26 protein-coding genes are annotated in these 22,564 nt (G+C 63.2%); 24 read left to right on the top strand and 2 right to left on the bottom strand.

Features of this window, described 5'->3' with window-relative positions; translation table 11 throughout:
- The first annotated feature begins 9 nt into the window (after positions 1 to 9).
- The 22 genes from rpsC to GSQ90_RS03140 all read left to right on the top strand — a co-directional run bounded on the left by rpsC (position 10) and on the right by GSQ90_RS03140 (position 14,122).
- Positions 10 to 741 (top strand): 30S ribosomal protein S3, encoded by a 732-nt coding sequence (gene rpsC / locus GSQ90_RS03245; RefSeq protein ID WP_158813254.1) that lies wholly within the window; start codon positions 10 to 12, stop codon positions 739 to 741.
- 20 nt (positions 742 to 761) lie between these two features.
- Entirely contained in the window at positions 762 to 1,175 is a 414-nt protein-coding gene (gene rplP / locus GSQ90_RS03240) for a 50S ribosomal protein L16 (protein ID WP_158813252.1), read from the top strand.
- 11 nt (positions 1,176 to 1,186) lie between these two features.
- Positions 1,187 to 1,402: a 50S ribosomal protein L29 gene (gene rpmC / locus GSQ90_RS03235; protein ID WP_158813250.1), complete on the top strand. Its 216-nt coding sequence runs from the start codon at positions 1,187 to 1,189 to the stop codon at positions 1,400 to 1,402.
- Between the two features lie 11 nt (positions 1,403 to 1,413).
- Positions 1,414 to 1,662: a 30S ribosomal protein S17 gene (gene rpsQ / locus GSQ90_RS03230; protein ID WP_158813248.1), complete on the top strand. Its 249-nt coding sequence runs from the start codon at positions 1,414 to 1,416 to the stop codon at positions 1,660 to 1,662.
- 103 nt (positions 1,663 to 1,765) lie between these two features.
- The gene (gene rplN, locus GSQ90_RS03225) at positions 1,766 to 2,134 is read left to right on the top strand and encodes a 50S ribosomal protein L14 (protein ID WP_158813246.1); all 369 of its coding nucleotides are present in this window, start codon (positions 1,766 to 1,768) and stop codon (positions 2,132 to 2,134) included.
- Positions 2,134 to 2,451 (top strand): 50S ribosomal protein L24, encoded by a 318-nt coding sequence (rplX, locus tag GSQ90_RS03220; protein ID WP_158813244.1) that lies wholly within the window; start codon positions 2,134 to 2,136, stop codon positions 2,449 to 2,451. The genes rplN and rplX overlap by 1 nt, the downstream gene beginning before the upstream one ends.
- Positions 2,444 to 3,157, top strand: a complete 714-nt coding sequence (gene rplE / locus GSQ90_RS03215; protein WP_246731391.1) for a 50S ribosomal protein L5 — start codon at positions 2,444 to 2,446, stop codon at positions 3,155 to 3,157. The genes rplX and rplE overlap by 8 nt, the downstream gene beginning before the upstream one ends.
- Before the next feature lie 35 nt (positions 3,158 to 3,192).
- A complete protein-coding gene (gene rpsN / locus GSQ90_RS03210; protein WP_158813242.1) occupies positions 3,193 to 3,498 on the top strand; it encodes a 30S ribosomal protein S14 in 306 nt (101 codons plus the stop codon).
- A gap of 12 nt (positions 3,499 to 3,510) precedes the next feature.
- Positions 3,511 to 3,909: a 30S ribosomal protein S8 gene (rpsH, locus tag GSQ90_RS03205; RefSeq protein WP_158813240.1), complete on the top strand. Its 399-nt coding sequence runs from the start codon at positions 3,511 to 3,513 to the stop codon at positions 3,907 to 3,909.
- 23 nt (positions 3,910 to 3,932) lie between these two features.
- A complete protein-coding gene (gene rplF / locus GSQ90_RS03200; RefSeq protein ID WP_158813238.1) occupies positions 3,933 to 4,466 on the top strand; it encodes a 50S ribosomal protein L6 in 534 nt (177 codons plus the stop codon).
- Between the two features lie 10 nt (positions 4,467 to 4,476).
- Positions 4,477 to 4,839, top strand: coding sequence for a 50S ribosomal protein L18 (gene rplR, locus GSQ90_RS03195; RefSeq protein WP_158813236.1), 363 nt, complete (start codon positions 4,477 to 4,479; stop codon positions 4,837 to 4,839).
- 67 nt (positions 4,840 to 4,906) lie between these two features.
- Positions 4,907 to 5,476, top strand: a complete 570-nt coding sequence (gene rpsE, locus GSQ90_RS03190) for a 30S ribosomal protein S5 (RefSeq protein WP_158813234.1) — start codon at positions 4,907 to 4,909, stop codon at positions 5,474 to 5,476.
- Between the two features lie 14 nt (positions 5,477 to 5,490).
- Positions 5,491 to 5,685 carry a 50S ribosomal protein L30 gene (gene rpmD, locus GSQ90_RS03185; protein ID WP_158813232.1) on the top strand — a complete coding sequence of 65 codons (195 nt, stop codon included), beginning with the start codon at positions 5,491 to 5,493 and terminating at the stop codon, positions 5,683 to 5,685.
- Between the two features lie 10 nt (positions 5,686 to 5,695).
- Entirely contained in the window at positions 5,696 to 6,178 is a 483-nt protein-coding gene (gene rplO / locus GSQ90_RS03180) for a 50S ribosomal protein L15 (protein WP_158813229.1), read from the top strand.
- Positions 6,179 to 6,312: 134 nt separating this feature from the next.
- Complete coding sequence (gene secY / locus GSQ90_RS03175; protein WP_158813227.1) at positions 6,313 to 7,647, top strand: preprotein translocase subunit SecY; 1,335 nt, start codon at positions 6,313 to 6,315, stop codon at positions 7,645 to 7,647.
- Positions 7,644 to 8,231, top strand: a complete 588-nt coding sequence (locus tag GSQ90_RS03170) for an adenylate kinase (RefSeq protein ID WP_158813225.1) — start codon at positions 7,644 to 7,646, stop codon at positions 8,229 to 8,231. The genes secY and GSQ90_RS03170 overlap by 4 nt, the downstream gene beginning before the upstream one ends.
- A 52-nt stretch (positions 8,232 to 8,283) precedes the next feature.
- The gene (locus GSQ90_RS03165) at positions 8,284 to 9,345 is read left to right on the top strand and encodes an enoyl-CoA hydratase/isomerase family protein (protein WP_158813223.1); all 1,062 of its coding nucleotides are present in this window, start codon (positions 8,284 to 8,286) and stop codon (positions 9,343 to 9,345) included.
- Positions 9,342 to 9,821, top strand: a complete 480-nt coding sequence (locus GSQ90_RS03160) for a DUF6163 family protein (protein ID WP_158813221.1) — start codon at positions 9,342 to 9,344, stop codon at positions 9,819 to 9,821. Before GSQ90_RS03165 ends, GSQ90_RS03160 begins: the two co-directional genes overlap by 4 nt.
- A gap of 195 nt (positions 9,822 to 10,016) precedes the next feature.
- Positions 10,017 to 10,529 (top strand): transcriptional regulator LdtR, encoded by a 513-nt coding sequence (gene ldtR / locus GSQ90_RS03155; protein ID WP_158813219.1) that lies wholly within the window; start codon positions 10,017 to 10,019, stop codon positions 10,527 to 10,529.
- Between the two features lie 388 nt (positions 10,530 to 10,917).
- The gene (locus tag GSQ90_RS03150; protein WP_158813217.1) at positions 10,918 to 12,225 is read left to right on the top strand and encodes a murein L,D-transpeptidase; all 1,308 of its coding nucleotides are present in this window, start codon (positions 10,918 to 10,920) and stop codon (positions 12,223 to 12,225) included.
- Between the two features lie 66 nt (positions 12,226 to 12,291).
- Positions 12,292 to 13,140 carry a 3-deoxy-8-phosphooctulonate synthase gene (gene kdsA / locus GSQ90_RS03145; protein ID WP_158813215.1) on the top strand — a complete coding sequence of 283 codons (849 nt, stop codon included), beginning with the start codon at positions 12,292 to 12,294 and terminating at the stop codon, positions 13,138 to 13,140.
- An 85-nt stretch (positions 13,141 to 13,225) separates the two neighbouring features.
- A complete protein-coding gene (locus tag GSQ90_RS03140) occupies positions 13,226 to 14,122 on the top strand; it encodes a lysophospholipid acyltransferase family protein (RefSeq protein WP_158813213.1) in 897 nt (298 codons plus the stop codon).
- Positions 14,123 to 14,135: 13 nt separating this feature from the next.
- On the opposite strand, the gene queF is transcribed toward GSQ90_RS03140, so the two are convergent.
- Positions 14,136 to 14,603 carry a preQ(1) synthase gene (gene queF / locus GSQ90_RS03135; protein WP_158813211.1) on the bottom strand — a complete coding sequence of 156 codons (468 nt, stop codon included), beginning with the start codon at positions 14,601 to 14,603 and terminating at the stop codon, positions 14,136 to 14,138.
- Between the two features lie 224 nt (positions 14,604 to 14,827).
- Positions 14,828 to 16,132: an MFS transporter gene (locus GSQ90_RS03130; RefSeq protein WP_158813209.1), complete on the bottom strand. Its 1,305-nt coding sequence runs from the start codon at positions 16,130 to 16,132 to the stop codon at positions 14,828 to 14,830.
- 323 nt (positions 16,133 to 16,455) lie between these two features.
- Here GSQ90_RS03130 and GSQ90_RS03125 point away from each other — a divergent pair, with 323 nt between their 5' ends.
- A complete protein-coding gene (locus GSQ90_RS03125; protein WP_158813207.1) occupies positions 16,456 to 21,939 on the top strand; it encodes a GH36-type glycosyl hydrolase domain-containing protein in 5,484 nt (1,827 codons plus the stop codon).
- Between the two features lie 15 nt (positions 21,940 to 21,954).
- Positions 21,955 to 22,470 (top strand): hypothetical protein, encoded by a 516-nt coding sequence (locus GSQ90_RS03120; protein ID WP_158813205.1) that lies wholly within the window; start codon positions 21,955 to 21,957, stop codon positions 22,468 to 22,470.
- Positions 22,471 to 22,564 lie beyond the last annotated feature (94 nt).

Raw genomic sequence — 22,564 nt, 5'->3', positions numbered from 1 at the left:
GAGACAGCCATGGGTCAGAAGATCAATCCGATCGGGCTGCGTCTGGGCATTAACCGGACGTGGGATTCCCGTTGGTATTCGGGCAAGAACGAGTACGGCAAGCTTCTGCACGAGGATATGAAAATCCGCGAAGTGCTGATGAAGAATTTGAAGCAGGCCGCTATTTCGAAAATCATCATCGAACGGCCGCACAAGAAGTGCCGCGTCAATATTCATTCGGCGCGTCCGGGCGTCGTCATCGGCAAGAAGGGCGCGGACATCGACAAGCTCCGCAAACTCGTCGCCAAGCTGACGGATTCGGAAGTGGCGATCAATATCGTCGAAGTGCGCAAGCCCGAAGTCGACGCAACCCTGGTCGCCGATTCGATCGCTCAGCAGCTCGAGCGCCGCGTCGCGTTCCGCCGCGCGATGAAGCGCGCCGTGCAATCGGCGATGCGTCTTGGCGCCGAAGGCATTCGCATTAATTGCTCCGGGCGATTGGGCGGCGCGGAAATCGCGCGTCTCGAATGGTATCGCGAAGGTCGCGTGCCGCTGCACACCTTGCGCGCCGACGTGGACTACGGCGTTGCGACGGCCCATACGGCTTATGGCACTTGCGGCATCAAGGTCTGGATCTTCAAGGGCGAAATCCTTGAGCATGATCCGATGGCCCAGGACAAGAAACTCGCCGAGGCTGATCATTCGGGCAGCGGCAACCGTCCGCGGCGCGACCGCGAGCCGCGCGACCGCGACGCCGCCTGATCTTTTGAAAGTTTACGATCATGATGCAGCCAAAGAAAACCAAGTTCCGCAAGGCCTTTAAGGGCCGCATTCGCGGCGTGGCCAAGGGCGGGTTCGAACTGAACTTCGGCCAGTTCGGCCTGAAGGCGTTGGAGCCCGAGCGCGTGACCGCCCGTCAGATCGAGGCGGCTCGCCGCGCGCTGACGCGTCACATGAAGCGCGCCGGTCGCGTCTGGATCCGGGTGTTCCCCGATGTTCCGGTGTCGAAGAAGCCGGTCGAAGTGCGTATGGGTAAAGGCAAGGGCGCGCCCGAACTTTGGGTCGTGCGCGTTGCGCCGGGCCGTATCATGTTCGAGATCGACGGCGTGCCGGCCGATATTGCGCGTCAGGCGTTTACGCTCGCCGCCGCGAAATTGCCGATCAAGACGCGCTTCATTCAGCGCATTGCAGAATAGGGGCCCGAGCCATGAAAACGAAAAACCGCCTCGGCGACCTCAAAGTTATGACCGAGGATCAATTGTCCGATGAGATTTTGGCCTTGAAGAAAGAGCAGTTCAATCTGCGTTTTCAACGCGCCAGCGGTCAGTTGCAGAATACGTCGCGCGTGCGCGTCGTGCGGCGCGATATTGCGCGGTCAAAAACGCTCGCCGCCCAGAAGCGCGCGACCAAGAACAAGAGCTGAGGACGAGAACCATGCCGAAGCGAATTCTCCAGGGCGTCGTCGTCAGCGACAAGCAAGACAAGACTTTGGTCGTCAAGGTCGAGCGCCGCTTTACCCATCCGCTCCTTAAAAAGACGGTGCGTCGCTCGAAGAACTACCATGCCCATGTCGAAAACAAGACGCATAAGGTCGGCGACACCGTTTCCATTGAGGAGACCAAGCCGATTTCGAAACTGAAGCGATGGATTGTCGTGGACGGCGCTCTCGCTGCCAAAAGCTGACAGTCGATATTGATTTAACAAGGAGGCGAAGGCTTCCTTCAGACGTAGTCCGGCGCTTGAAAAAGAGGCTGGAAACCGATCTGGAAAGAAAGGCGAATAGGCCATGATTCAGATGCAAACCAACCTCGACGTCGCGGATAATTCCGGCGCGCGTCGCGTGATGTGCATCAAGGTGCTTGGAGGCTCCAAGCGCAGGTATGCTTCGGTCGGCGATATCATCGTCGTCTCGATCAAGGAGGCCATTCCGCGCGGCCGCGTGAAGAAGGGCGACGTCATGAAGGCGGTCGTCGTGCGCACCGCCAAGGACATCCGGCGCTCGGACGGGTCGGTGATCCGCTTCGACTCGAATGCGGCGGTGTTGATCAACGCCCAGTCCGAGCCGGTCGGCACGCGTATCTTCGGGCCGGTGCCGCGCGAGTTGCGCGCCAAGAACCATGTCAAGATCATTTCGCTTGCGCCAGAGGTGCTGTGATGGCCGCTAAAATCAAAAAGGGCGACAGAGTCGTCGTGCTGGCCGGCCGCGACAAGGGTAAGTCCGGCGAAGTGACGCTGGTCAATCCGACCGCGCGTCGCGCTATCGTCCAGGGCGTCAATCTCGTCAAGCGCCATACGCGCCAGACGGCGCAGACCGAGGGCGGCATTATTTCTAAGGAAGCGTCGATCGACCTGTCGAATCTGGCGATCGCCGATCCCAAGAGCGGCAAACCGACCCGCGTCGGGTTCAAAATTCTCGATGACGGCCGCAAGGTTCGCGTCGCCAAGCTTTCCGGAGACCTGATCGATGGCTGATCCGAAATCAGACAAGGGCGCCAAGTCGGGCAAATCCGACAAGGCCGCCAAGACGCCGAAGGCGGAAGCCCCGGTCGAAAGCGCCAAGCAGGCGAAGGCGAAAGCCAAGCAGTCGGCTGCCGAGAAGGCGCCGGCCGGACCGGTCGCGGCTGTGCCGAAGGATTATATCGCGCGCCTCAAGAAGAAGTATCGCGACGATATCGTGCCCAAGCTCGTCAAGGAGTTTGGCTACAAGAACGCGATGGAAGTGCCGCGCCTCGACAAGATCGTGCTCAATATGGGCGTGGGCGAAGCGGTGAACGACACCAAGAAAGTCGCCTCCGCGGCGGCCGACCTCGCGCTGATCGCCGGCCAGAAGCCGATCGTGACGCGTGCGCGCAAGGCCATCTCGACCTTCAAGGTGCGCGAAAATATGCCGATCGGCGCGAAGGTCACGCTTCGCCAGACGCGCATGTACGAATTCCTCGATCGTCTCGTCACGGTGGCTCTGCCACGCGTGCGCGACTTCCGTGGCTTAGACCCGAAGTCCTTCGATGGACGCGGCAATTATGCTCTAGGCGTCAAGGAGCACATCATCTTCCCCGAAATCGATTACGACAAGGCGGAAGCGATGCTGGGCATGGACATCGTGGTTTGCACGACGGCCAAGACCGACGCGGAGGCGCAGGCTTTGCTGGCCGCCTTCAACTTCCCGTTCCGGCAGTGAGCTGAACCGCTCAAACGCGGAAAATGGAGGCCTTAATGGCAAAAAAGAGTGCAATAGAGAATAACAATCGCAAGGCGCGGCTGGTGAAGAAATTCTCCGCCCGGCGCAAGCGCTTGCTCGACATCGCCAACAACGAAAAGAATTCGATGGAAGAGCGCTTCGAAGCGCGCCTGAAACTCAGTGTGACGCCGCGCAATTCGGCGGCCGGCCGGGTGCGCAATCGCTGCGAGGTGACGGGGCGTCCGCGCGCCTATTACCGCAAATTCAAAATGTCGCGTATCGCGTTGCGCGAACTTGGCAACAAAGGCCTGATCCCAGGCCTCGTCAAGTCGAGCTGGTAAGGGGAGACGATCATGGCTGTGAACGATCCCTTGGGCGATATGTTGACCCGCATCCGCAATGCGCAGATGCGCAAACGCGGTAAAGTGTCGACGCCCGGCTCCTCCCTGCGCGCGCATGTGCTCGACGTGTTGGAATCGGAAGGTTATATCCGTGGCTATTCGACGACCGATTACGGCAATGGCCGCACCGAGTTCGAGATCGAGCTGAAATATTTCGATAACGAACCGGTGATTCGCAAGATCGAGCGGGTGTCGAAGCCTGGCCGTCGCGTCTATGCGGCTGTCGATGCGATGCCGCGCGTCGCCAACGGCCTTGGCGTGACGATCATCTCGACTCCCAAAGGCGTGATGGCGGATCACGCGGCGCGCGAAAATCATGTCGGCGGCGAAGTCCTCTGCAAGGTCTTCTGACCGCTAGAAATGGAAAAAGAGCTATGTCTCGTGTTGGCAAAAAGCCCGTCTTGGTCCCCGCTGGCGTCACCGCCAAGTTGGATGGCCATACCGTCGCCGTCAAAGGCGCTAAGGGCGAATTGAAATTTACGGCGCCCGATGACGTCACCGTCAAGATCGAGGGCAATCTCATCAGCATCGATCCGCGCGGCGACAGCAAACGCGCCCGGGCGATGTGGGGAACCTCTCGCTCGAATATTCAGAATCTCGTCGTCGGCGTGACGACGGGCTTCGAGAAGAAGCTTGAGATCAACGGCGTGGGCTATAGGGCTGCGATCGCGGGAAAAAACCTGCAGATGGCGCTTGGCTTCAGCCATGACGTGATCTATCCGATCCCGGTCGGCGTGACGATCGTGACGCCCAAGCCGACGGAAATCACCATTACGGGGATCGACAAGCGGCAGGTCGGCCAGGTCGCTGCTGAAATCCGCGCGTTTCGCGGACCTGAGCCCTACAAGGGCAAAGGCGTGAAATACGCTGGCGAATTCATCTTCCGTAAGGAAGGCAAGAAGAAGTAAGGGCGCTGCAATGGCTAAATCGAACAAGACCGGCGACCGGCGCAAGGCGCGCATTCGCCGCACCGTGATCGCCCGCAGCAACGGGCGTCCGCGCCTCAGCGTGTTCCGCTCGTCCAAGCAGATCTACGCGCAGGTGATCGACGACCAGAAGGGCGTGACGCTCGTCGCTGCGTCCTCGCTGGAGAAGACGCTGCGCGAAGGCCTGAAGACCGGCGCTGACGTCGAGGCGGCGCGCAAGATCGGCAAGGAGCTTGCCGAGCGTGCGATCAAGGCCGGAGTCAAGCAAGTCGTGTTCGATCGCGGCGGCTATATGTATCACGGGCGCGTCAAGGCGCTCGCCGAAGGCGCCCGCGAGGGTGGCCTCGACTTCTAAAGTCGGAATTCAACGAAGCGAGCGGGCGCTATTGGGCGCTCCGCGCAAGTGACGGAATGGAATTGACATGGCGCGTGAAGAAGGCGGCCGCGGCCGCGATCACAATCGAGAGGAGCGGGACAGCGAATTCGTCGATCGTCTCGTTCACATCAATCGCGTAGCGAAGGTCGTGAAGGGCGGACGCCGCTTCGGTTTCGCCGCTCTCGTCGTTGTCGGCGATCAGAAAGGCCGCGTCGGCTTTGGCCATGGCAAGGCGCGTGAAGTGCCCGAAGCGATCCGCAAGGCGACCGAGGCCGCCAAGCGCGGCGTCGTTCGCGTGCCGCTGCGCGAAGGGCGCACGCTGCATCATGACGTGAACGGGCGCCACGGCGCCGGTAAAGTCATTCTTCGCGCGGCTCCCGCCGGAACGGGCATCATCGCTGGCGGCCCGATGCGCGCCGTCTTCGAGACGCTCGGCGTGCATGACGTCGTCGCCAAGAGCCAAGGTTCGTCGAACCCCTACAACATGGTTCGCGCGACGTTCGACGCTCTTCGCCAGGAAGACAGCCCCCGCTCCGTCGCCCAGCGACGCAACATCAAAGTATCCACGTTGCAGTCTCGACGCATTGGCGTCGAAGCTGACGCGTCGGATTCATGATCGGGAAGCCCATCATGTCGACAGCACCGAAAATGATCACGCTCGAACAGACCGTCAGCGCCATCGGGCGACGGCTCGACCAGCGCCAGACCCTCGTCGGGCTTGGCCTCAACAAGATTGGCCGGCGCAGCGCCGTCCTCGATACGCCCGCCGCTCGCGGCATGATCGCCAAGGTCGCGCATCTCGTGCGCGTCATTGACGGCATGTGAGGATCAACCCATGAAACTCAACGACATCACCGACAATCCCGGCTCCTCCCAGGCGCGCACCCGCGTCGGGCGCGGCATCGGTTCGGGCAAAGGCAAGCAATCGGGCCGCGGCGGCAAGGGCCAGACGGCTCGTTCCGGCGTGCGCATCAAAGGCTTTGAAGGCGGCCAGATGCCGCTGCATCGCCGCTTGCCCAAGCGCGGCTTCACCAATCCGTCGGCCAGCGACATCAACGAGGTCAATCTTGGCCGCGTTCAGCAGGCGCTCGACGCCGGCAAGCTCGACGCGGCCAAGGCCGTGACGATCGAGGCGCTGGTCGCGGCGGGCGTCTGCGCGCGTTCGCGCGACGGCGTGAAAATCCTCGGCAACGGCGAGTTGACGACCAAAGTATCTTTCGAAGTGCTCGCCGCGTCCAAGAGCGCGATCGCCGCGATTGAAAAAGTGGGCGGCCAAGTCACCATGCTCAAGGCGGCGGAAGCGGCCCCCGAGGCCTGACGTCTCGCGGGTGGTGACAAATCGCTGCGGGCCGACCATATGACGGGATCGACAGGCATGGCGAGCGTTAGCTCCCTGCCTGCCGGCCAAGTCAGAACTGAACCCGGCGCATAGCGCCGCTCGGAGCGCTTTAAATGGCATCGGCAGCCGAACAGCTCGCAGCCAACATCAATTGGTCCGCCTTCGGCAAGGCCGAAGAACTCAAGAAGCGCATCTGGTTCACGCTTGGCGCTTTGGTCATCTTCCGCCTGGGAACCTATATCCCTCTGCCGGGCATCGATCCCGCCGCTTTCGAGGCGTCGTTCCTCGGCCAGAAGCAGGGCGTGCTCGATCTCTTCAATATGTTCTCGGGCGGCGCCGTCCAGCGCATGGCGATTTTCGCGCTGAACATCATGCCGTATATTTCGGCCTCGATCATCATCCAGTTGCTCAGCTCCGTCATTCCCAGTCTCGAAGCCATCAAGAAAGATGGCGAGGCCGGGCGCAAGATTCTCAATCAATACACGCGTTATCTTTGTGTGGTGCTGGCTGTCTTCCAGGCCTATGGCATTTCGGTCGGCCTGCAGGGACGCGAGGGCATTGTCGCCGAACCCGGGCTGTTCTTCACTTTGTCGACGGTCGTGACGCTGACGGGCGGCACGATGTTCCTGGTGTGGCTGGGCGAACAAATCACCTCGCGCGGCGTCGGCAACGGCTCTTCGCTGATCATTTTCGCCGGCATTGTGGCGCGCTTGCCCGAAGCGATCGTCCAGACGTTCGAACTCGGCCGCCAGGGCTCGCTCTCCACGGCGCTGGTGATCGGCGTTCTGGTGATGGCGATCGCGGTGATCACCTTCATCGTTTTCATGGAGCGCGCGCAGAGGCGCGTGCCGATCACCTATCCCAAGCGTCAGGTCGGCAACAAGATGTACGAGGGGCAGAGCTCGTTCCTGCCGCTCAAGCTCAATACGGCGGGCGTCATCCCGCCGATTTTCGCGTCCTCGCTTCTATTGTTGCCGACCACCGTCGCCAATTTCGCGCAAGGAAGCTCCGGCTCGGGCGTGCTGGCGACCATTTCGACGCTGCTCGGCCGCGGCAGCCCGCTCTACTACCTGCTTTACGTCGGGCTGATCGTCTTCTTCGCGTTCTTCTATACCGCCACTGTGTTCAACCCGACCGACACGGCCGACAATCTCAAGAAACATGGCGGCTTCGTCCCGGGCGTGCGGCCCGGCGAGCGGACCGCGCAATATATCGACCAGATCCTGACGCGCATTACGGTTCTTGGCGCGCTCTATCTCGCGGTCATTTGCCTGTTGCCGGAAATGCTGATTTCCTATGCGGCGCTGCCATTCTATTTTGGCGGCACGTCGCTGCTGATCGTCGTCAATGTCACCATGGACACGGTGGCCCAAATCCACGGACACCTACAGGCCCATCAATACGAAGGCTTGATCCGTAAGGCGAAGCTAAGGGGGAGGAAGAGATGAGGTTGATACTGCTCGGGCCGCCGGGCGCCGGTAAGGGCACCCAGGCAATGCGGCTCGTGGAGAAATTCGGTATCCCTCAACTCTCAACAGGCGATATGCTCCGGGCGGCGGTCAAGGCCGGCACCCCCATCGGCCGGCGCGCTCAGGCGGTGATGGAAGCGGGCTCGCTTGTGTCGGACGATATCGTCGTGAGCATCGTCGCCGATCGCATCGACGAGCCGGACGCCAGCAATGGCTTCATACTCGATGGCTTTCCCCGCACCATCGCCCAGGCAGAGGCGCTCGACGCCATGCTCGCGCGCAAGGGGATGAAGCTTGACGCGGCGATCGAATTGCAGGTCGATTCGAGCAAGCTGATTGATCGGATCTTGCGTCGTGCGGAGGAGGCGAGGGCCGCCGGCCATCCCGTGCGTAAAGACGACGATCCCGAAGTCTTCAAGACGCGGCTTGCCGCTTATCAAAAAGACACTGCGGCCGTAACGCCCCACTATCGCGCCAGCGGCGTGCTGCATGGCGTCGACGGGATGGCGCCGATCGGCGAGGTTTCAGCATCGATCGACGAGATTCTGGCCGCGCATGCTTAACCCTTCTCCCGCTTCGCGGGAGAAGGACTTGCTTGTTGCTTGAGGAGAAGCCATGAGCGAGCCCGAGGTTCTGGTTGAGAGACGCGGCTGCGCGGGCTTCCTGACCCTTAACCGACCCAAAGCCCTCAATGCGCTCAATCTTGGCATGGTGCGCGCCATGGCCGCGGCCCTTGATGACTGGGAGCGGGATGCGGGCGTCACCCGCGTCGTCGTCACGGGCGCCGGCGGACGGGCCTTTTGCGCCGGCGGCGACATTCGCCTGCTTTATGAACAGGGACGGGCGGGCGATGATTCCGCGCAATTGGCGTTCTGGCGCGAGGAATATCAGCTCAACCGCCGCATCAAGCATTATTCCAAGCCCTATGTCGCTTTGGTTGACGGCATTGTCATGGGCGGCGGCGTCGGCGTCTCGGCGCATGGCGCGCGTCTCATCGCGGGCGAGAGTTTCGTCTTCGCCATGCCTGAAGTCGGCATCGGCTTTTTCCCGGACGTCGGGGCGACCTATCTTCTGCCGCGGCTTCCCCATCGCGCGGGCGTCTATCTCGCGCTGACGGGCGCCAGAGCGGGCGCCAGCGACGCCGTCGCGCTCGGGCTCGCCCAGGCTTTGGTTCCCAGCGCGCGCATGAGCGAACTGGGCGTCGCTCTAGAGGATCGCGCGCCGATCGATTCCGTCGTTTCGCAATTCGCTTCGCCCGCGCCGTCCTCCATGCTGACGGCGCAGAACGCGCTGATCGAGACTTGCTTCGGACATTCGACGCCTGCGCAGATTATCGCGGCGCTGGGCGAAGCGGCGCGCGGCGGCTCCGCTTTCGCCAAGGCGGCGCAGGAGGCCATGCTGGCCAAATCCCCGACGAGCCAGGCCATTGCGCTGCGACAAATGCAGACTGGCGGCTCGCTATCCTTCGATGAGGCGATGATCCTGGAGTTTCGAATCGTCTCGCGAATCTGTCGCGGCCATGATTTTTATGAAGGCGTGCGCGCGGTGATCGTCGACAAGGACAATCAGCCGCAATGGCGTCCTGGCGCGGCCGAAGACGTCTCGACCGACGCCGTGGCGGCCTATTTCGCTCCGCTTGGCGAGACCGAGCTGGCGTTCGAGACGATCCGCCGATGACAAAGCAGCCTAAACAAGTCGCGCCGAGCGAGATTCGCGTCATCGAGCGCGCGCCTATTCCCGCCATGCGCATGGTCGGCGCCACCACAACCGACGGCCCCGCCACGCTGCGCTGGACCCTGATGCTCGTCTGGTTCATGCGCACGATGGCTGTGGTCTGGATCGCCAAAGGCTTGTTCGCCTGGACGATCGTGCTGGGGATCAATCACGCGGTGGCCGATTTTCTCGGGCTTCCCGTCGTCATGCAGGCGATGGTCGGTTTTTTCGCCGTCGCCAATCTTATGGCGGCGGTTGGCCTATGGCTCGCCGCGCCCTGGGGCGGCGTGCTTTGGCTGATTTGCGCGGCGACCGAGATCATGTCGGCGACATTAGGGGCCGGCGCCTCGATGACCGGAGCTCTCGGCGTCATTCTGGATGGCGCGCTGATCGCTGTCTATTTCGCCTTGAGCTGGCTCGCGGCGAACGAGCGAGTCTAACTCCCTGCAAGGCTTATCTTTAAGAATTTAGCAAAGTAAACAAAGCCTTGGATTTAGATCAAATTTACCCAAACAAGTAAACCTCGGATTCATCCTGACTTTTAAACTCGTCTTCATGGCCTAACGTTATAGTTCACCTCATAGACGGACCGAATATAAAAGTCGGCCGGGGACAGTCGAACAAGTGGGTGTGCTATGAGAAACGTTGCTAAATCAGAAGAAGTTGTGAGCCGTTCAGAACGAATTGCCGAGGTTCGTCCAGTATATCTCGAAGCGCTTACGATGGTCGAGCGCCTGCATCGTCGCCTCCTTGACGTGATCAAGGACGAATTCGACCGTCGCGGCCGCTCCGACGTCAATGCCGTGCAGGCGCTATTGCTGTACAACATTGGCGATAAAGAGCTCACCGCGGGGGAGTTGCGCACCCGTGGTTATTATCTCGGCTCAAATGTTTCCTATAACGTCAAGAAGCTGGTCGAGATGGGCTATCTGCACCATGCGCGCTCGCGCATCGATCGCCGTTCGGTTCGCATCAGCCTGACGGAAAAGGGCGAGGATGTGCATAAGATCGTGGCGGGGCTCTACGAAAAGCATGCGACGACGGTCGAACAGATCGGCGGCGTCCTGACGGATGACTTTGCCCGTATGAACCAGTCCCTGGCGCGCCTTGAGCGCTTCTGGACCGATCAGATCAAATACCGTTTGTGAAGACGACGGGGGGCTTGGCGGGGGCGGGGAGCCGGATTGCGACCTGCGCTCCGGCCCGGAGAGATCGATAATATTTGGCCCCCCGAGCTGCGCCTTCAGCGACGCGCTTGCCCAGAACAATTCCTGGCATGGCCTCGTCCTAAGGGACCGCAACTCTTTGTGATTGCGCGCGTGGCGCGCTTTCGGGCGCGCGAAGCCATAAAATCGCCCGACTGCTCGGCTCCTGTTAACGCTGGACGTGATATTCCTTCAGCGTGGCGTCGGGGCGATTGAAATTCAACCTGCAGCCGACCAGCGAGGCCTCCAGTTCGGGGGCCCGGCGTCATTTCGGGCGTGCGCAAATTCAGGAATATACGGTGCAAAACTTTAACTGGGGCCTGCCTTGTCTATGAACCAACTCAAATTTCCGGGCGTCAATCGCCGAGCGTTCCTTTCGGCAACAGCACTTGGCGTTCTGGCGGGGCCGCTCGCGGCCTTCCTGGGTTCAGGCGCTCAGGCCCAGCAGGCGGACGGCCTGCGCGAGCCGCAGGCCGAATGGCGGCAAAGCTACGACACTTCCGAACGTCTCGCGGTCAGTCGCGAAACGACCCCCGTCTTGTCGGCGGCGACGCTCTCCGCGACCGAGGCCGCCATCCAGCAATATCAGGGCATCGTTGCGCGCGGCGGCTGGAATGCGGTGCCGGCCGGCGCCGAATTGAGAATCGGCGTGAAATCGAAGGCGGTGCAAGCGCTGCGGCAAAGGCTTGTCGTGTCGGGCGACCTTGATTCGGTCGCCGGGACCGGCCCGGTTTTCGATTCCTTCGTCGAGGCCGCGGTCAAGCGGTTCCAGGCGCGCCATGGGCAGGGCGAGACGGGAATCGTGAACGAACAGACGTTCACCGAGCTTAATATTCCGGCGGAGGCGCGGCTTCGGCAATTGGAGACCAATATCGTTCGTCTGCGCGCCTTTTCCGGCAATCTGGGCGAACGCTTCGTGATGGTGAACATTCCAGCGGCGGCCGTCGAGACCGTCGAGAATGGCGTCGTCTATTCGCATCACGCCGCCGGCGTCGGCAAGATCGATCGTCAGTCGCCGATCATGCAGGCCAAGGCGACGCAGATCAATTTCAACCCCTTCTGGACGGTGCCTCCTTCCCTCATCAAGAAGGACCTGATCCCCAAGATGCAGGCGGATCCGAGCTATCTGACCGAAGAGAAGATCCGCGTCTTCAACAAGGAAGGGCAGGAGGTTTCTCCGCAGTCGATCAACTGGAACTCGCTTGACGCGACCAATTATAAATATCGCCAGGACACCGGCGCCGACATCAATTCGCTCGGCTTCGTGCGCGTCAACATCCCCAATCCTTACGGCGTCTATATGCATGATACGCCGTCGAAGGGCATTTTCGGCGACGATTTCCGCTTCGTCTCCTCGGGCTGCGTGCGCGTGCAGGACGTGCGCGACTATGTCGCCTGGCTGCTCAAGGACACGCCGGGCTGGTCGCGCGATCAGATCGATGAAGTGATTCGCTCCGGTCAGCGTCAGGACGTGACCTTGTCGTCGCCGGTCAATGTCTATTGGGTCTATGTCACCGCCTGGGCGACCCCCGATGGCGTCGTCCAGTTCCGCGAAGACATTTACCAGCGCGACGGCGCCGGCCCCGGCCCGATGGCGACCGCCATCCCCGCCCAGCCGCTGGCTGCGGTGCAGGAGTAAGACTTGCTTCCTCTCTTCTTCTCCCGCAAAGCGGGAGAAGAAGAGAATCGGGGCTTGCGAGATTTCATGCATAACAATCCAATCGTCGAGGTCGGCCGCGGCGCCAGCGCCGTGCGCTTTGGCGCGGATCTGCCAATCGCGCTGATCGCCGGCCCCTGCCAGCTCGAAAGCCGCGCCCATGCGCTGGAGATGGCGAGCGCGCTGAAAGCGATATCCGCCAGACTCGGCTTCGGCCTCGTGTTCAAGACATCCTTCGACAAGGCCAATCGCACTTCGGGCTCCGGCCAGCGCGGAATCGGCTTGAAGGAGGCTCTGCCGATCTTCGCTGAAATTCGCGAGAGCCTGGGTCTTCCCGTGCTGACCGACGTCCACGAACCCGATCAATGCGCGCTGGCCGCGCAAGCGGTCGACGTCCTGCAAATCCCGGCGTTCTTGTGCCGCCAGACCGATCTTCTCATCGCGGCGGCGCGCACGGGGCGGGCGGTGAATGTCAAGAAAGGCCAGTTCCTCGCGCCATGGGATATGAAGCACGTCGTCGCCAAAGTGGCGGGCGCCGGCGGCGCCAATGTGCTGGTGACGGAACGAGGCGTCAGCTTTGGCTATAATACGCTGGTCTCCGACATGCGCGCGCTGCCGATCATGGCGCGCGACACCGGCGCTCCGGTCATTTTCGACGCGACGCATTCGGTTCAGCAGCCGGGCGGGCAGGGCGCCTCATCGGGCGGCCAGCGCGAATTCGTGCCGGTGCTGGCCCGCGCGGCCGTCGCGGTCGGCGTCGCCGGCGTGTTCATCGAGACCCATCAGGATCCCGACCATGCGCCTTCGGACGGGCCCAATATGGTGCCGTTGCGCGATTTTGAGGCGCTGATCGCCGAACTCATGGCGTTCGACCGACTGGCCAAGATTCGCCGATAGGAAGTTCGACAGCCGAGCCGCTATGGCATACAAGGCGCTGGCGCGGCGTCATTATTCAGTCATGCGCCGGGGATATCCGATTCCCATGGACGACTTTCTGTTCAGCTACGCCGCGCCGACCGATCCGCCCGTCAAGCGCAGGCTGATCCGATTGGTGGAAAAGGCGACCGGACAGCCGGCCCTGAAACGTCTCTATCTCGACAATCAGCGCTATCCCCGCCCGAGCGAAAGCTTTTGGGCGGCGGCGGTGCGCTCCTTGGCGCTGAACGTTCTCTATGACGAGGCGGCGCTGGCGCGGCTGCCGCGCACAGGCCCGGCCGTATTTGTCGCCAATCATCCGTACGGCGTGCTCGACGGGCTGGTGATTTCATGGCTCGTGCAGAAGGTGCGGCCTGATTTCCTTGTGTTGACCAACGCGGTTCTGATGCGCGCCGCAGAAGTGCGGGACTATGTTCTGCCGATCGACTTTTCAGACAGTCCCGATGCCCGCGCGATGAACGTCAGCTCCCGCGCGGCGGCCAGGGCTCAACTCGACAAGGGCGGCGCGGTTGTGGTGTTTCCGGCGGGCGGCGTGTCGACCGCGCCCGACCGTCTGGGGCGCCGGCCGGCGATGGATGGGCCCTGGCAGCCCTTTGTCGCCCAACTCGTCCAGCGTTCGAAAGCGACCGTCGCGCCGATCTGGTTCGGCGGGCAGAACAGCCGGCTGTTCCAGATCGCCAGCCACGTCAGCCAGACGCTTCGTCTCTCGCTGCTCTTTTACGAAGTGAAGACGCGGATCGGCGCAACTTTGCCGGTGGCGATCGGCGCGGCTATTCCTTTTGCGGAAATCGCCCATATCAAGGACCGTCAGGCCATGGCCGATCTCCTGATGGCGCGCACCTATGCGCTGGCGCTGCATCCGCCGGGCCCCGGCCGCACGCAAAGCCCCGGCGCCAGATTGCGCGGCAAGCTGCGGGAATTTCGGCGGCGGCTGGCGGCCTGAGGCCTGAGCGCCGCTATCCGCGCCCGCGATAGGGCGCGACGCCCTGGTCGGGCGCCCAGACGCCCTTGGGCAGCGCGCCCGTCTGCCAGAATACGTCGATCGGAATGCCGCCGCGCGGAAACCAATAGCCGCCGATGCGCAGCCAGCGCGGCTTCAAAAGCCCAGCCAGATCCTTGCCGATCCGCACCGTGCAATCCTCGTGAAAAGCGCCGTGGTTACGAAAGCTGCCGAGGTAAAGTTTCAACGATTTCGATTCCACCAGCCAGCGGTCCGGCGTGAAATCGATCACGAGATGAGCGAAGTCGGGCTGGCCGGTGACCGGGCACAGCGAGGTGAATTCGGGCGCCGTGAAGCGCGTGACATAATTGGAATCGGGATGCGGGTTCGGCACGCGCTCCAGAATGCTCGCATGCGGGTGCTCCGGCAGGGCGGAGAGATGACCGAGATGGGACAGGCCGGTGGGCGGTTTTGGCTTGGGCATGGGGCCTTTGGAATTTATCGCGACGGCGCCACTCCCTTCTCCCGCTCCGCGGAAGAAGGTGGCCCGGCGAAGTCGGGTCGCGGACGAATGCTGTGCATTCGCCTTGGGATGAGAGCGGTTAAGCTGGGCGCGGCGAGAAAAGAGAACCATCACGCCGAAAGGCCCTCATCCGACCTCGCTTCGCGAGGCCACCTTCTCCCGCTTTGCGGGAGAAGGGAAGCGTCTTATTCCGCGCCGGCCGACTGCGCGGCGGCCTGCTCGAGCGCAGGGTTATGGCCGAGCACGAGGACGATGACCGCGCCGATGATGGCGCAGGCGGCCAAAAACATCAGGCTGGCGAAGTCGTTGCCTGTGTAGTCCTTTAGCTTGCCAAAAACCTGCGGGCCGAAATAGCCGCCGAGATTGCCGATCGAATTGACGGCGGCGATGCCCGCCGCCGCGCCCGTCCCGGTCAGGAAGGTCGTCGGCAGCGTCCAGAACACCGGCAGCACGGCAAAGAAGCCAAAGCCCGCGACACACAGGAAGATCATCTTGGTCAGCGGCGTCGGCATGACAGCGGCGAGCGCGAGGCCGACCACGATGATCGCCAGCGGAATCACGGTATGCCATTTGCGCTCGGCCGTCTTATCCGAATGGCGGCTCCAGAACAGCATCCCGACCGCGCCCACGGCATAGGGCAACGCCGTGATGCAGCCGACCTCGATATTGCTCAAGTCGCCAAATCCCTTGACGATTTGAGGCAGGAAGAAGCTGAGGCCGTATTGGGGAATGTTGCAGCCCATATAGACGAAGCCGAGCGCGATGACGCGGACGTCGAGCATCGATTGGAACCAGGACAAAGCCCCGTGCCGCTCGCGATTGGCGCGCTCGGCGTCGAGCCGGTCCTGCAGCCACTGGCTTTCCTGCGGCTGCAGCCATTGCGCCTCCTTGGGGCGATCGGTCAGATAATAGAGAACGGCCAGCGTCATCAGGATTGCGGGCACGGCTTCGATAAGAAACATCCATTGCCAGCCATGCAGGCCCGCGACGCCCTCGAGATTTAGGATGAGGCCGGAAATAGGCGAACCGATCACCGTCGAGATCGGAATGGCGAACATGAACCAGCCGACGATTCGCGCCCGATAGGCGGACGGAAACCACAAGGTCAGGAAGAAAATAACCCCGGGGAAAAACCCCGCCTCGGCCATGCCGAGCAAAAGGCGTACGATATTCAGACTGAATTCGCCGACGACAAAAGCCTGCGCGCCCGCGACCAGGCCCCATGTCAGCATGATGCGCGCGATCCACAATCTGGCGCCGAATCGGTCGAGCGCGAGATTGCTGGGCACTTCAAAGAAGAAATAGGCGATGAAGAAAATGCCCGCCGCGCCGCCGAACGCGGCGGCGGTCAGACCGAGATCCTTGCTCATCGAGCCGCCGGCGAAGCCCACATTCACGCGATCGAGATAGGCGATAAAATAGCAGAGCATCAAAAAGGGGACGAGGCGCCAGGTGACCTTGTCCATCGTTCGTTTTTCAATCTCCGGCATTATTCTTTCCTCCCTAGGGCCTGGCGCGATTGGTTCGGCCTCGGCGCGTTCACAATGGTGTCGCGCCTGTTCGCCATGTGAGTTGACAAGAGATTGGCGCCTCACGCAAGCCTCACGCGCGCGGTTCAACGAGCAGGGGTTGCGTAATGCGGCGTCCGCGCCGAGACACGCCAAGCGCTGAAGCAACCAATGCGCGCAAGGACCGTTTCGCATCGGGCGCCATGCCAAGGGCGCCTTTGTCCCCATCAATAGGCCGCCGCGCGGCGCCGCCAGACTTGCGATTCGCCGCGCTATGGACCAATCAAGTCGCGGGAGACGCCGACATGAATTCAGCCGCCGCGACAAGGCCGGGCATGCCGCTTGCGACGATCGTCGCGGGCGCGTTGTTGATCGCCATGGGAATCTGGGCTTCGGTCAGCCTGCAGTCGTGGATCCTCGCGGCGCCGGCCGGCGCGGCGGGTCTTGCGCTGTGGCGCCGCGCTCTGACGTCGGGACCGTTGTCGCCGACGCAGATTGTTCTCGACGCGGCGGCTTTCGCCATCTTCGCCGTGATGCGCAACGATTCGATCGGCTTCTGGCAATTGCCCGGCCCCTGGAGCGACGTTCCCCATTTCAACGTCACCGGCGCTTTGATCGCTTACGTCGTCTATGTCGGCGGTTCACTCGCCGCGCTGCTGAGCCGGCATCGCGGCCTGCGCGCGATCGAGGCTGTGGGCCTCATCGCCGTTCCGTTCCTGTTCAACCTTGTGATGGTTCTGGGCGCCGACTGGCATATGCAGGAACTGGGCGCGCTGCTGAGCCCCGACGTTCCCCGCTCGTTCCAGGGCCAGGTGTTCATCGGCCGCATGGCGCTGCTGTTCGTCGTCGCCGAAGCGTTGCTGCTCGCCTATTCGACGATCGCGACGACCCGGCCGACGACCGATCTCAAGCTGCATGGGCTGATGCTGCTCGGCGCCGCGCTCGCCGCCTTGACGCCTCTCATCGCCAATCTCGCGCAGAGCGTCAGCGCGCCGTTTCTCGCCATCGCCGTCAGCGCGATTCTCGCCGCGCTCGCGCAGGCGCCGCTGTGGGGGATCGTCTATGTCATGACGGGCCTGACGCTCGATTTCCTGGGCGGCAGGCCGCCGACCTTTAGCGCTGCTTATGGCCATTGGCGCGCGGGATTCGTCAAAGGCGCCATTTACGGCGGCGTCTTCATGTTCCTTCTGCTTGCTATCGCCTTGCCCCTGCGCGAGCCGGCGTTCGTCGCGTTCGCCAAGACCAATGCGATTTGGCTGTCGCCGCTGCTCGGCCTGGCCTATCCGCTCATTCAGACTATCGTCGGCAGCGCCGACGGCACGCCGCCGTTCTTTGGCCGCTTGCGCAAGAACTATCACGATCCGCGCGCCTATGCGCGCGGAATCGTCGCGGGCGTCGGCGGCGCCTGGGCGCTGACCTCCGGCCTCAGCGACGCCAGCGGCGGCGCGCGGTTCCTGGCGATGTTCGTCGTCGGCGCGCTCGCTTATGGCGGCGTCGATCTTGTCTTCGATGCGGCGCGCATCGCGTCGGGCGAGCGCCGCACGCTGCAGACATGGCGGCTCTACGGCCTGGGAGTCCTGCTCGGCGGCCTCGTCGCCGGCGCGCTCGGCTGGTATTTCGACGCGGCGCAGATCAATGTCGTCGTCGCAAAATTCTGGGCCTATGCCGATGTGAATTACCGGCTGACCGGCCGCGCGCTCGGCGATTACAATGTCTATCCCCTGTTCAGCAAATATGGCCAGGTCAACCTTGGCGAAGTCGCGGGCGGCGTGCGCCTGTTCTATTCGGAATCACTCGCCGGGGTCATCAACTGGTCGATCGCCGCGCCTCTATTCGGCGTGAATTTCGTGCTGCTTTCGGCGCTCGTGGAGCGCAGCCTGCGGCCCATCAAGGGACTGCTCAGCGGCCAAGGCCTGGAGGGCCTTTTCGCGCAGACGGTGCGTGTGATGCGCTGGGGTCTGTGGATGTCGCCGGTCATCAATTCCTTCTTGCGCCAGTCGCCCGATCCGACCTGGTACAATCAGGACGGCGCGGTGCATACGCTGGTCTCGATCGGCGCCGATATCGGCATGCCCAGCGCCGACTTTCGCGCCTTCAGCCTCACGGTCTTTCTCGGCCTGCTCGCCTATGACTGGCTGCGCGTGCTGATCTGGTTCGACAATATGGGCTTGCGCGTCGCGACGCTGGTCAACCTCACGTTTGTCGGCGGCGATCGCGCGGATGAGGCGGCCGGCCGTTTCCTCGGCCATGCCCAGCGCACGCGCGTCATTCCGGACGGCATCCGCAGATTTTCGACCTGGGCGCCGCTGCTGATCCCCTTCTATATTCCGCGCGGCGCCGACTGGGACAAGGCCTGGACCGGCGCCGAGACTTTGCGCAACACCGGCGCCCCCTTGCCCGGCGCGGTGCGCGCGATGGCTGTCGCCTATGGAATCGCGGGGATTGTCATGGCTCTCGTCGCGCTCGTCATCGCCAGCCGCGCGCGTGAGAAACGCGGCGTCGCGGGCCCCGCGCTCGCCGGCGCGCCCGACGCGCTGAGCGCATTGCCGCGCAGCTTTTCTTTCAACAATGGCGCGGTCGGCGTCGACCTTGAGCGCGACGGGCGCGGCGCGGCCTTTGTGATGGGCGCGGCGCGCGACAGTTTCGCGATCGATCTGACGCGCCGCCCGCTCGACCCGCTGCAGTCGCGCGGCCAGTTCTTTTACATCAGCGAAGAAGGCGAGGCGCCCTGGTCGATCGGCTATGAGCCGGTGCGCCGCGCGGAGAGCTATCGCGTCGAGGAATCGGGGCGCAACGGCCTGATCATCGGCAATGAAATCGGCGGCGTCGACGCGCAGGTGGAAATCGGCCCCGATCCGCGCGACGCCGTCGTTTCATGGCGTGTGCGGCTTGCGGAAAAGTCGGGCCGGGCGCGCCGGTTGCGCGTGACGAGCTTTGCCGAAATCGCGGCGCATGAAACGGGCGCCTATGCGCGCGATCTCGATTTTGCCGGCATGCATGTCGAGACGTTTTTCATCGCGCAATTGAACGCGATTTTCGCGCGCAACCGCCTGTTGCGATCGCCGCGCGCCGGACGCAGCGAGATGGCGTTTTTCGCGGTGCGTCCGGGTTCTGAGGGCGTTCGGCTGGTCGGCTACGAGGATTCGCGTGCGCGTTTCATCGGCGAGGGCTCGCTGGCCCATCCGACGGGCATTGGCGCGCTGCGTTGGCGCAAGACCGACGACGAAGGCAAGCTCTGGAGCTTCGATCCGGCCGCGAGCCTCACGCTGGAAGTCGAACTCGGCGCCCATGGCGTCGCCGAGATCGAATTCATCGCCGGGCGCGCCGACAATGAGCGCGAAGCGGCGGACCTTATCGCGCGCCGCCTCGATCTCGCGCCGATCGCCGATCCCGACCTTGCGAGCCGCATCTATCACAGCCGTTCGGTCGAGCCGACATTCGCCCTGCACAGCCGCTGGCCCTTCTCGTTTTCCCCTGACGGCGCCGAGTTTCGTCTGACTCATCGGACGCCGCGTCCCTGGGCGCATGTGATGGCCAATGAGCAGGGCGCCGGCGTCGTCGTCGCCAATGATGGCGCGGTCTATTCCTTCTTCGGCAATGCGCAGCAAAACGGCCTGACGCCGTTCCGCTTCGACAGCGTCACGACGCCGCAGCCGGGCCAGGTGATCTACATCCACGATCTCGATACGGGCGAAGTCGATGCGCCGGGCTTTGCGCCGTTCCAGCGCGAGGACGCGACCCATGATGTCGTCTTCGAGCCGGGCGTCGCGACATTCCGCAAGACGCGCGGCGCGCTCGCCACCGATTATTGCGTGTTCGTGCCGCCCGACTATCCCGGCGACATGCGGCTGCTGACGCTGCGCAACCTTGGCGACAAGAATTTGCGCCTGCGCGTGACGCCGTTCTTCGACATCGTGCTTGGCGAGGACGCCAACAACACCAGGGATATTATCAAGACGACGATCGTCGACGACGTCCTGATGTTTGAGAATCCGAAGAACGATTTTCAGCGCGGAATCGCCTTTGCCGCGACCAGCCTGTTCGACCCGACCAGGGAGACCATCCGCACGCGGTTCTTCGGCGGGGCGGGGCGCAATATCATATCGCCGGTCATGGTCGAGACAGGAGCGGCGGATGCTTCCCAGCACGACGATGGGCGCAGGGTCGCGGTCTTTTCGCGCGACATCGAAATCGCGCCCGGCGCGCAGACGACGATCGCGATCGTAATGGGCCAGGCGTCCGATCGCATCCTTGCGCTCAACGCCGCCCGCGCGGCGCGCGTTGCCGATGTCGAAGCCCATCTTGCCGCGACCCGCGCCCATTGGGCGGAGGTGTTGGGCAAAGTTCGCGTCACGACCAACCGCCCCGATTTCGACCGACTGGTGAACACCTGGCTGCCTTACCAGACGATCGCGGCGCGCCTGTTTGGCCGCGTCGGGCCCAATCAGCGCGGCGGCGCCTTCGGCTATCGCGATCAATTGCAAGATGTGTTGCCGCTGATCTTCATCGAGCCGCGCCTCGCCCGCAAACAGATCGTGCTGCACGCCGGCCAGCAATTCCTTGAAGGCGATGTGCTGAAATGGTGGCATCGCGCGCCCAATGGCGAGACCGGCCTTGGCCAGCGCACCAAGGCGAGCGATCCGCATCTGTGGCTGCCCTATGTGCTCTCGCGCTATGTCGCGGCGACCGGCGATAAGGGCGTGCTCGACGAGAATGTCTCCTATCTCGAAGGGCCCGGCGCGCCCGATGGCGAGGACACCTGGGTGATCGCGCCGCGCGCGTCGCGTGAAAGCGGCGACGTCTATGAACATTGCCGCCGCGCGATCGACTATACGCTGCGCCATCTCGGCGCCAACGGCCTGCCGCTGCTGGGCGCTGGCGACTGGAACGACGGCATCGATGCGCTCGGCAGGGAAGGGCGCGGCACCAGCGTCTGGATGGGCTTCTTCTTCTATGACGTGCTGACGCGCTTCATTCCGCTGGCCGAGGCCAAGGGCGATCCCGCCTTCGCCGAACGCTGCGAGAGCGCCCGCGCGGCCTTACGCGGCGCGTTGGAAGTCGGCTGGCAGGGAACGCATTACGCGCTCGATTTCGCCGACAGCGGCCAAGCGCTTGATATGCCCAATGCGATGACGACGGGATGGCCGGCCTATTCGGGCGCCGTCGATCATGCGCGCGGAATCGCCGCCATCGAAGGCGGCCTCAAGAGCATCGAGCGCGCCAATCGCATCCTGCTCTTGGAAAAACCGTTCTTCGAACACAGCACGCCCTATCCCGGCCGCATCGCCGATTATCCGCCCGGCGTGCGCGAAAACGGTGGCCAATACAGCCATGGCGCATCCTGGATCATCGACGGTTTCGTGCGCCTTTCGGAAGAAGCGCGCGCCACGGGCGATGCGGCGGGCGCCGCCGGCCTGATGGCGCGGGCGTTCACGATTTTCGAGAAGATATCGCCGCTGAAAAAGACTGATCCCGACAATCTCGCGCGCTATGGCCTCGCGCCCAACCAGCAACCCGCCGACATTTACGACGGCTACGGCCATGATGGGCGCGGCGGCTGGTCCTGGTACACCGGCTCGGCGGCGCGCATGCTGTCGGCGGCCTATGCGATGCTCGGCGTGAAGATGGTCGATGGAGAGGTTGTGGTCGCGCCCGAATTGTTCGAGGCGAAGGGGGAGTTGCAGGTCGAGACGTTGCGCGCCGGCGGGCTGGAGCGGCGCCGGACGACCGCCGGACTGGCGCCCGCGGCAAGCGAGGGCGACGACGCGGTCGAGACAGCGGCGGGTTAACGGGGAAGGCGGCGGATGGTGGCCAGGACTCGCCGAGCCGCGATAGCGGCGATCGCCGCCCTCGCTGTCCCGGCCATGCTCGCCCGTTGCCAAGCAGCCGATTGGCCGCCGGTCGATCCCGGAGAGCCGCGGGCGCGCGTCGCCCTCACCGCCGAATGGGTCGCCGGGCTGCGCGGTCTGCGAAGTTTTCAGGGCCTTCAGGACGCCATTGGGGCGCGCGGCCGGATCATTGCGTTCGAGACCAAGAGCGAGACGCCGCGCGTCGTCTATAGCTGGACGGGCGCGGCCCAAAGCGGGCGCATGCGCGCCTTCGTTTATCGAGATGGCGGCTTTGCCGCGGTCGTCACGCTCAAGGGAGGCGGCGAGGCCGTGCTCAACAATTTCGGCGCCTTTGTCTGCCCGATATGCGCGCCGCCGGTCGACGCCTGCGGGGAGCGACCGTCATGGGTCCCCCATGATCTGCACTGGGACAATTTCGACTGCGCCCACACCATAACCGGTCCGCAAAGCCTGTATCCGCAAGATCCTTGATTCCCAAGGACGTTTCCGCTTCCGCCGGCTGGCGAACATCGAGGACTTAGCGGGCGCCGGCGAAGCGCCCTTCGCGCGTTTCACAGTTAATTCG

This window comes from Methylocapsa sp. S129 (assembly GCF_009765995.1).
Lineage (GTDB): Bacteria > Pseudomonadota > Alphaproteobacteria > Rhizobiales > Beijerinckiaceae > Roseiarcus.
Note: the sequence above shows the minus strand (reverse complement) of the source record. Positions and strands in the feature narration are given on the sequence as shown.

Coding starts and splice junctions, on each gene's coding strand:
- rplP (WP_158813252.1), top strand. CDS start 762: ATGATGCAGCCAAAGAAAACCAAGTTCCGCAAGGCCTTTAAGGGCCGC.
- rplF (WP_158813238.1), top strand. CDS start 3,933: ATGTCTCGTGTTGGCAAAAAGCCCGTCTTGGTCCCCGCTGGCGTCACC.
- queF (WP_158813211.1), bottom strand. CDS start 14,603: ATGCCCAAGCCAAAACCGCCCACCGGCCTGTCCCATCTCGGTCATCTC.
- rpsQ (WP_158813248.1), top strand. CDS start 1,414: ATGCCGAAGCGAATTCTCCAGGGCGTCGTCGTCAGCGACAAGCAAGAC.
- GSQ90_RS03165 (WP_158813223.1), top strand. CDS start 8,284: ATGAGCGAGCCCGAGGTTCTGGTTGAGAGACGCGGCTGCGCGGGCTTC.
- rpsC (WP_158813254.1), top strand. CDS start 10: ATGGGTCAGAAGATCAATCCGATCGGGCTGCGTCTGGGCATTAACCGG.
- rpmD (WP_158813232.1), top strand. CDS start 5,491: ATGTCGACAGCACCGAAAATGATCACGCTCGAACAGACCGTCAGCGCC.
- rpsH (WP_158813240.1), top strand. CDS start 3,511: ATGGCTGTGAACGATCCCTTGGGCGATATGTTGACCCGCATCCGCAAT.
- rplE (WP_246731391.1), top strand. CDS start 2,444: ATGGCTGATCCGAAATCAGACAAGGGCGCCAAGTCGGGCAAATCCGAC.
- GSQ90_RS03140 (WP_158813213.1), top strand. CDS start 13,226: ATGGACGACTTTCTGTTCAGCTACGCCGCGCCGACCGATCCGCCCGTC.
- rpsN (WP_158813242.1), top strand. CDS start 3,193: ATGGCAAAAAAGAGTGCAATAGAGAATAACAATCGCAAGGCGCGGCTG.
- rpmC (WP_158813250.1), top strand. CDS start 1,187: ATGAAAACGAAAAACCGCCTCGGCGACCTCAAAGTTATGACCGAGGAT.
- secY (WP_158813227.1), top strand. CDS start 6,313: ATGGCATCGGCAGCCGAACAGCTCGCAGCCAACATCAATTGGTCCGCC.
- rplR (WP_158813236.1), top strand. CDS start 4,477: ATGGCTAAATCGAACAAGACCGGCGACCGGCGCAAGGCGCGCATTCGC.
- GSQ90_RS03150 (WP_158813217.1), top strand. CDS start 10,918: ATGAACCAACTCAAATTTCCGGGCGTCAATCGCCGAGCGTTCCTTTCG.
- ldtR (WP_158813219.1), top strand. CDS start 10,017: ATGAGAAACGTTGCTAAATCAGAAGAAGTTGTGAGCCGTTCAGAACGA.
- rplX (WP_158813244.1), top strand. CDS start 2,134: ATGGCCGCTAAAATCAAAAAGGGCGACAGAGTCGTCGTGCTGGCCGGC.
- GSQ90_RS03160 (WP_158813221.1), top strand. CDS start 9,342: ATGACAAAGCAGCCTAAACAAGTCGCGCCGAGCGAGATTCGCGTCATC.
- GSQ90_RS03130 (WP_158813209.1), bottom strand. CDS start 16,132: ATGCCGGAGATTGAAAAACGAACGATGGACAAGGTCACCTGGCGCCTC.
- rplN (WP_158813246.1), top strand. CDS start 1,766: ATGATTCAGATGCAAACCAACCTCGACGTCGCGGATAATTCCGGCGCG.
- rpsE (WP_158813234.1), top strand. CDS start 4,907: ATGGCGCGTGAAGAAGGCGGCCGCGGCCGCGATCACAATCGAGAGGAG.
- GSQ90_RS03120 (WP_158813205.1), top strand. CDS start 21,955: ATGGTGGCCAGGACTCGCCGAGCCGCGATAGCGGCGATCGCCGCCCTC.
- GSQ90_RS03125 (WP_158813207.1), top strand. CDS start 16,456: ATGAATTCAGCCGCCGCGACAAGGCCGGGCATGCCGCTTGCGACGATC.
- kdsA (WP_158813215.1), top strand. CDS start 12,292: ATGCATAACAATCCAATCGTCGAGGTCGGCCGCGGCGCCAGCGCCGTG.
- rplO (WP_158813229.1), top strand. CDS start 5,696: ATGAAACTCAACGACATCACCGACAATCCCGGCTCCTCCCAGGCGCGC.
- GSQ90_RS03170 (WP_158813225.1), top strand. CDS start 7,644: ATGAGGTTGATACTGCTCGGGCCGCCGGGCGCCGGTAAGGGCACCCAG.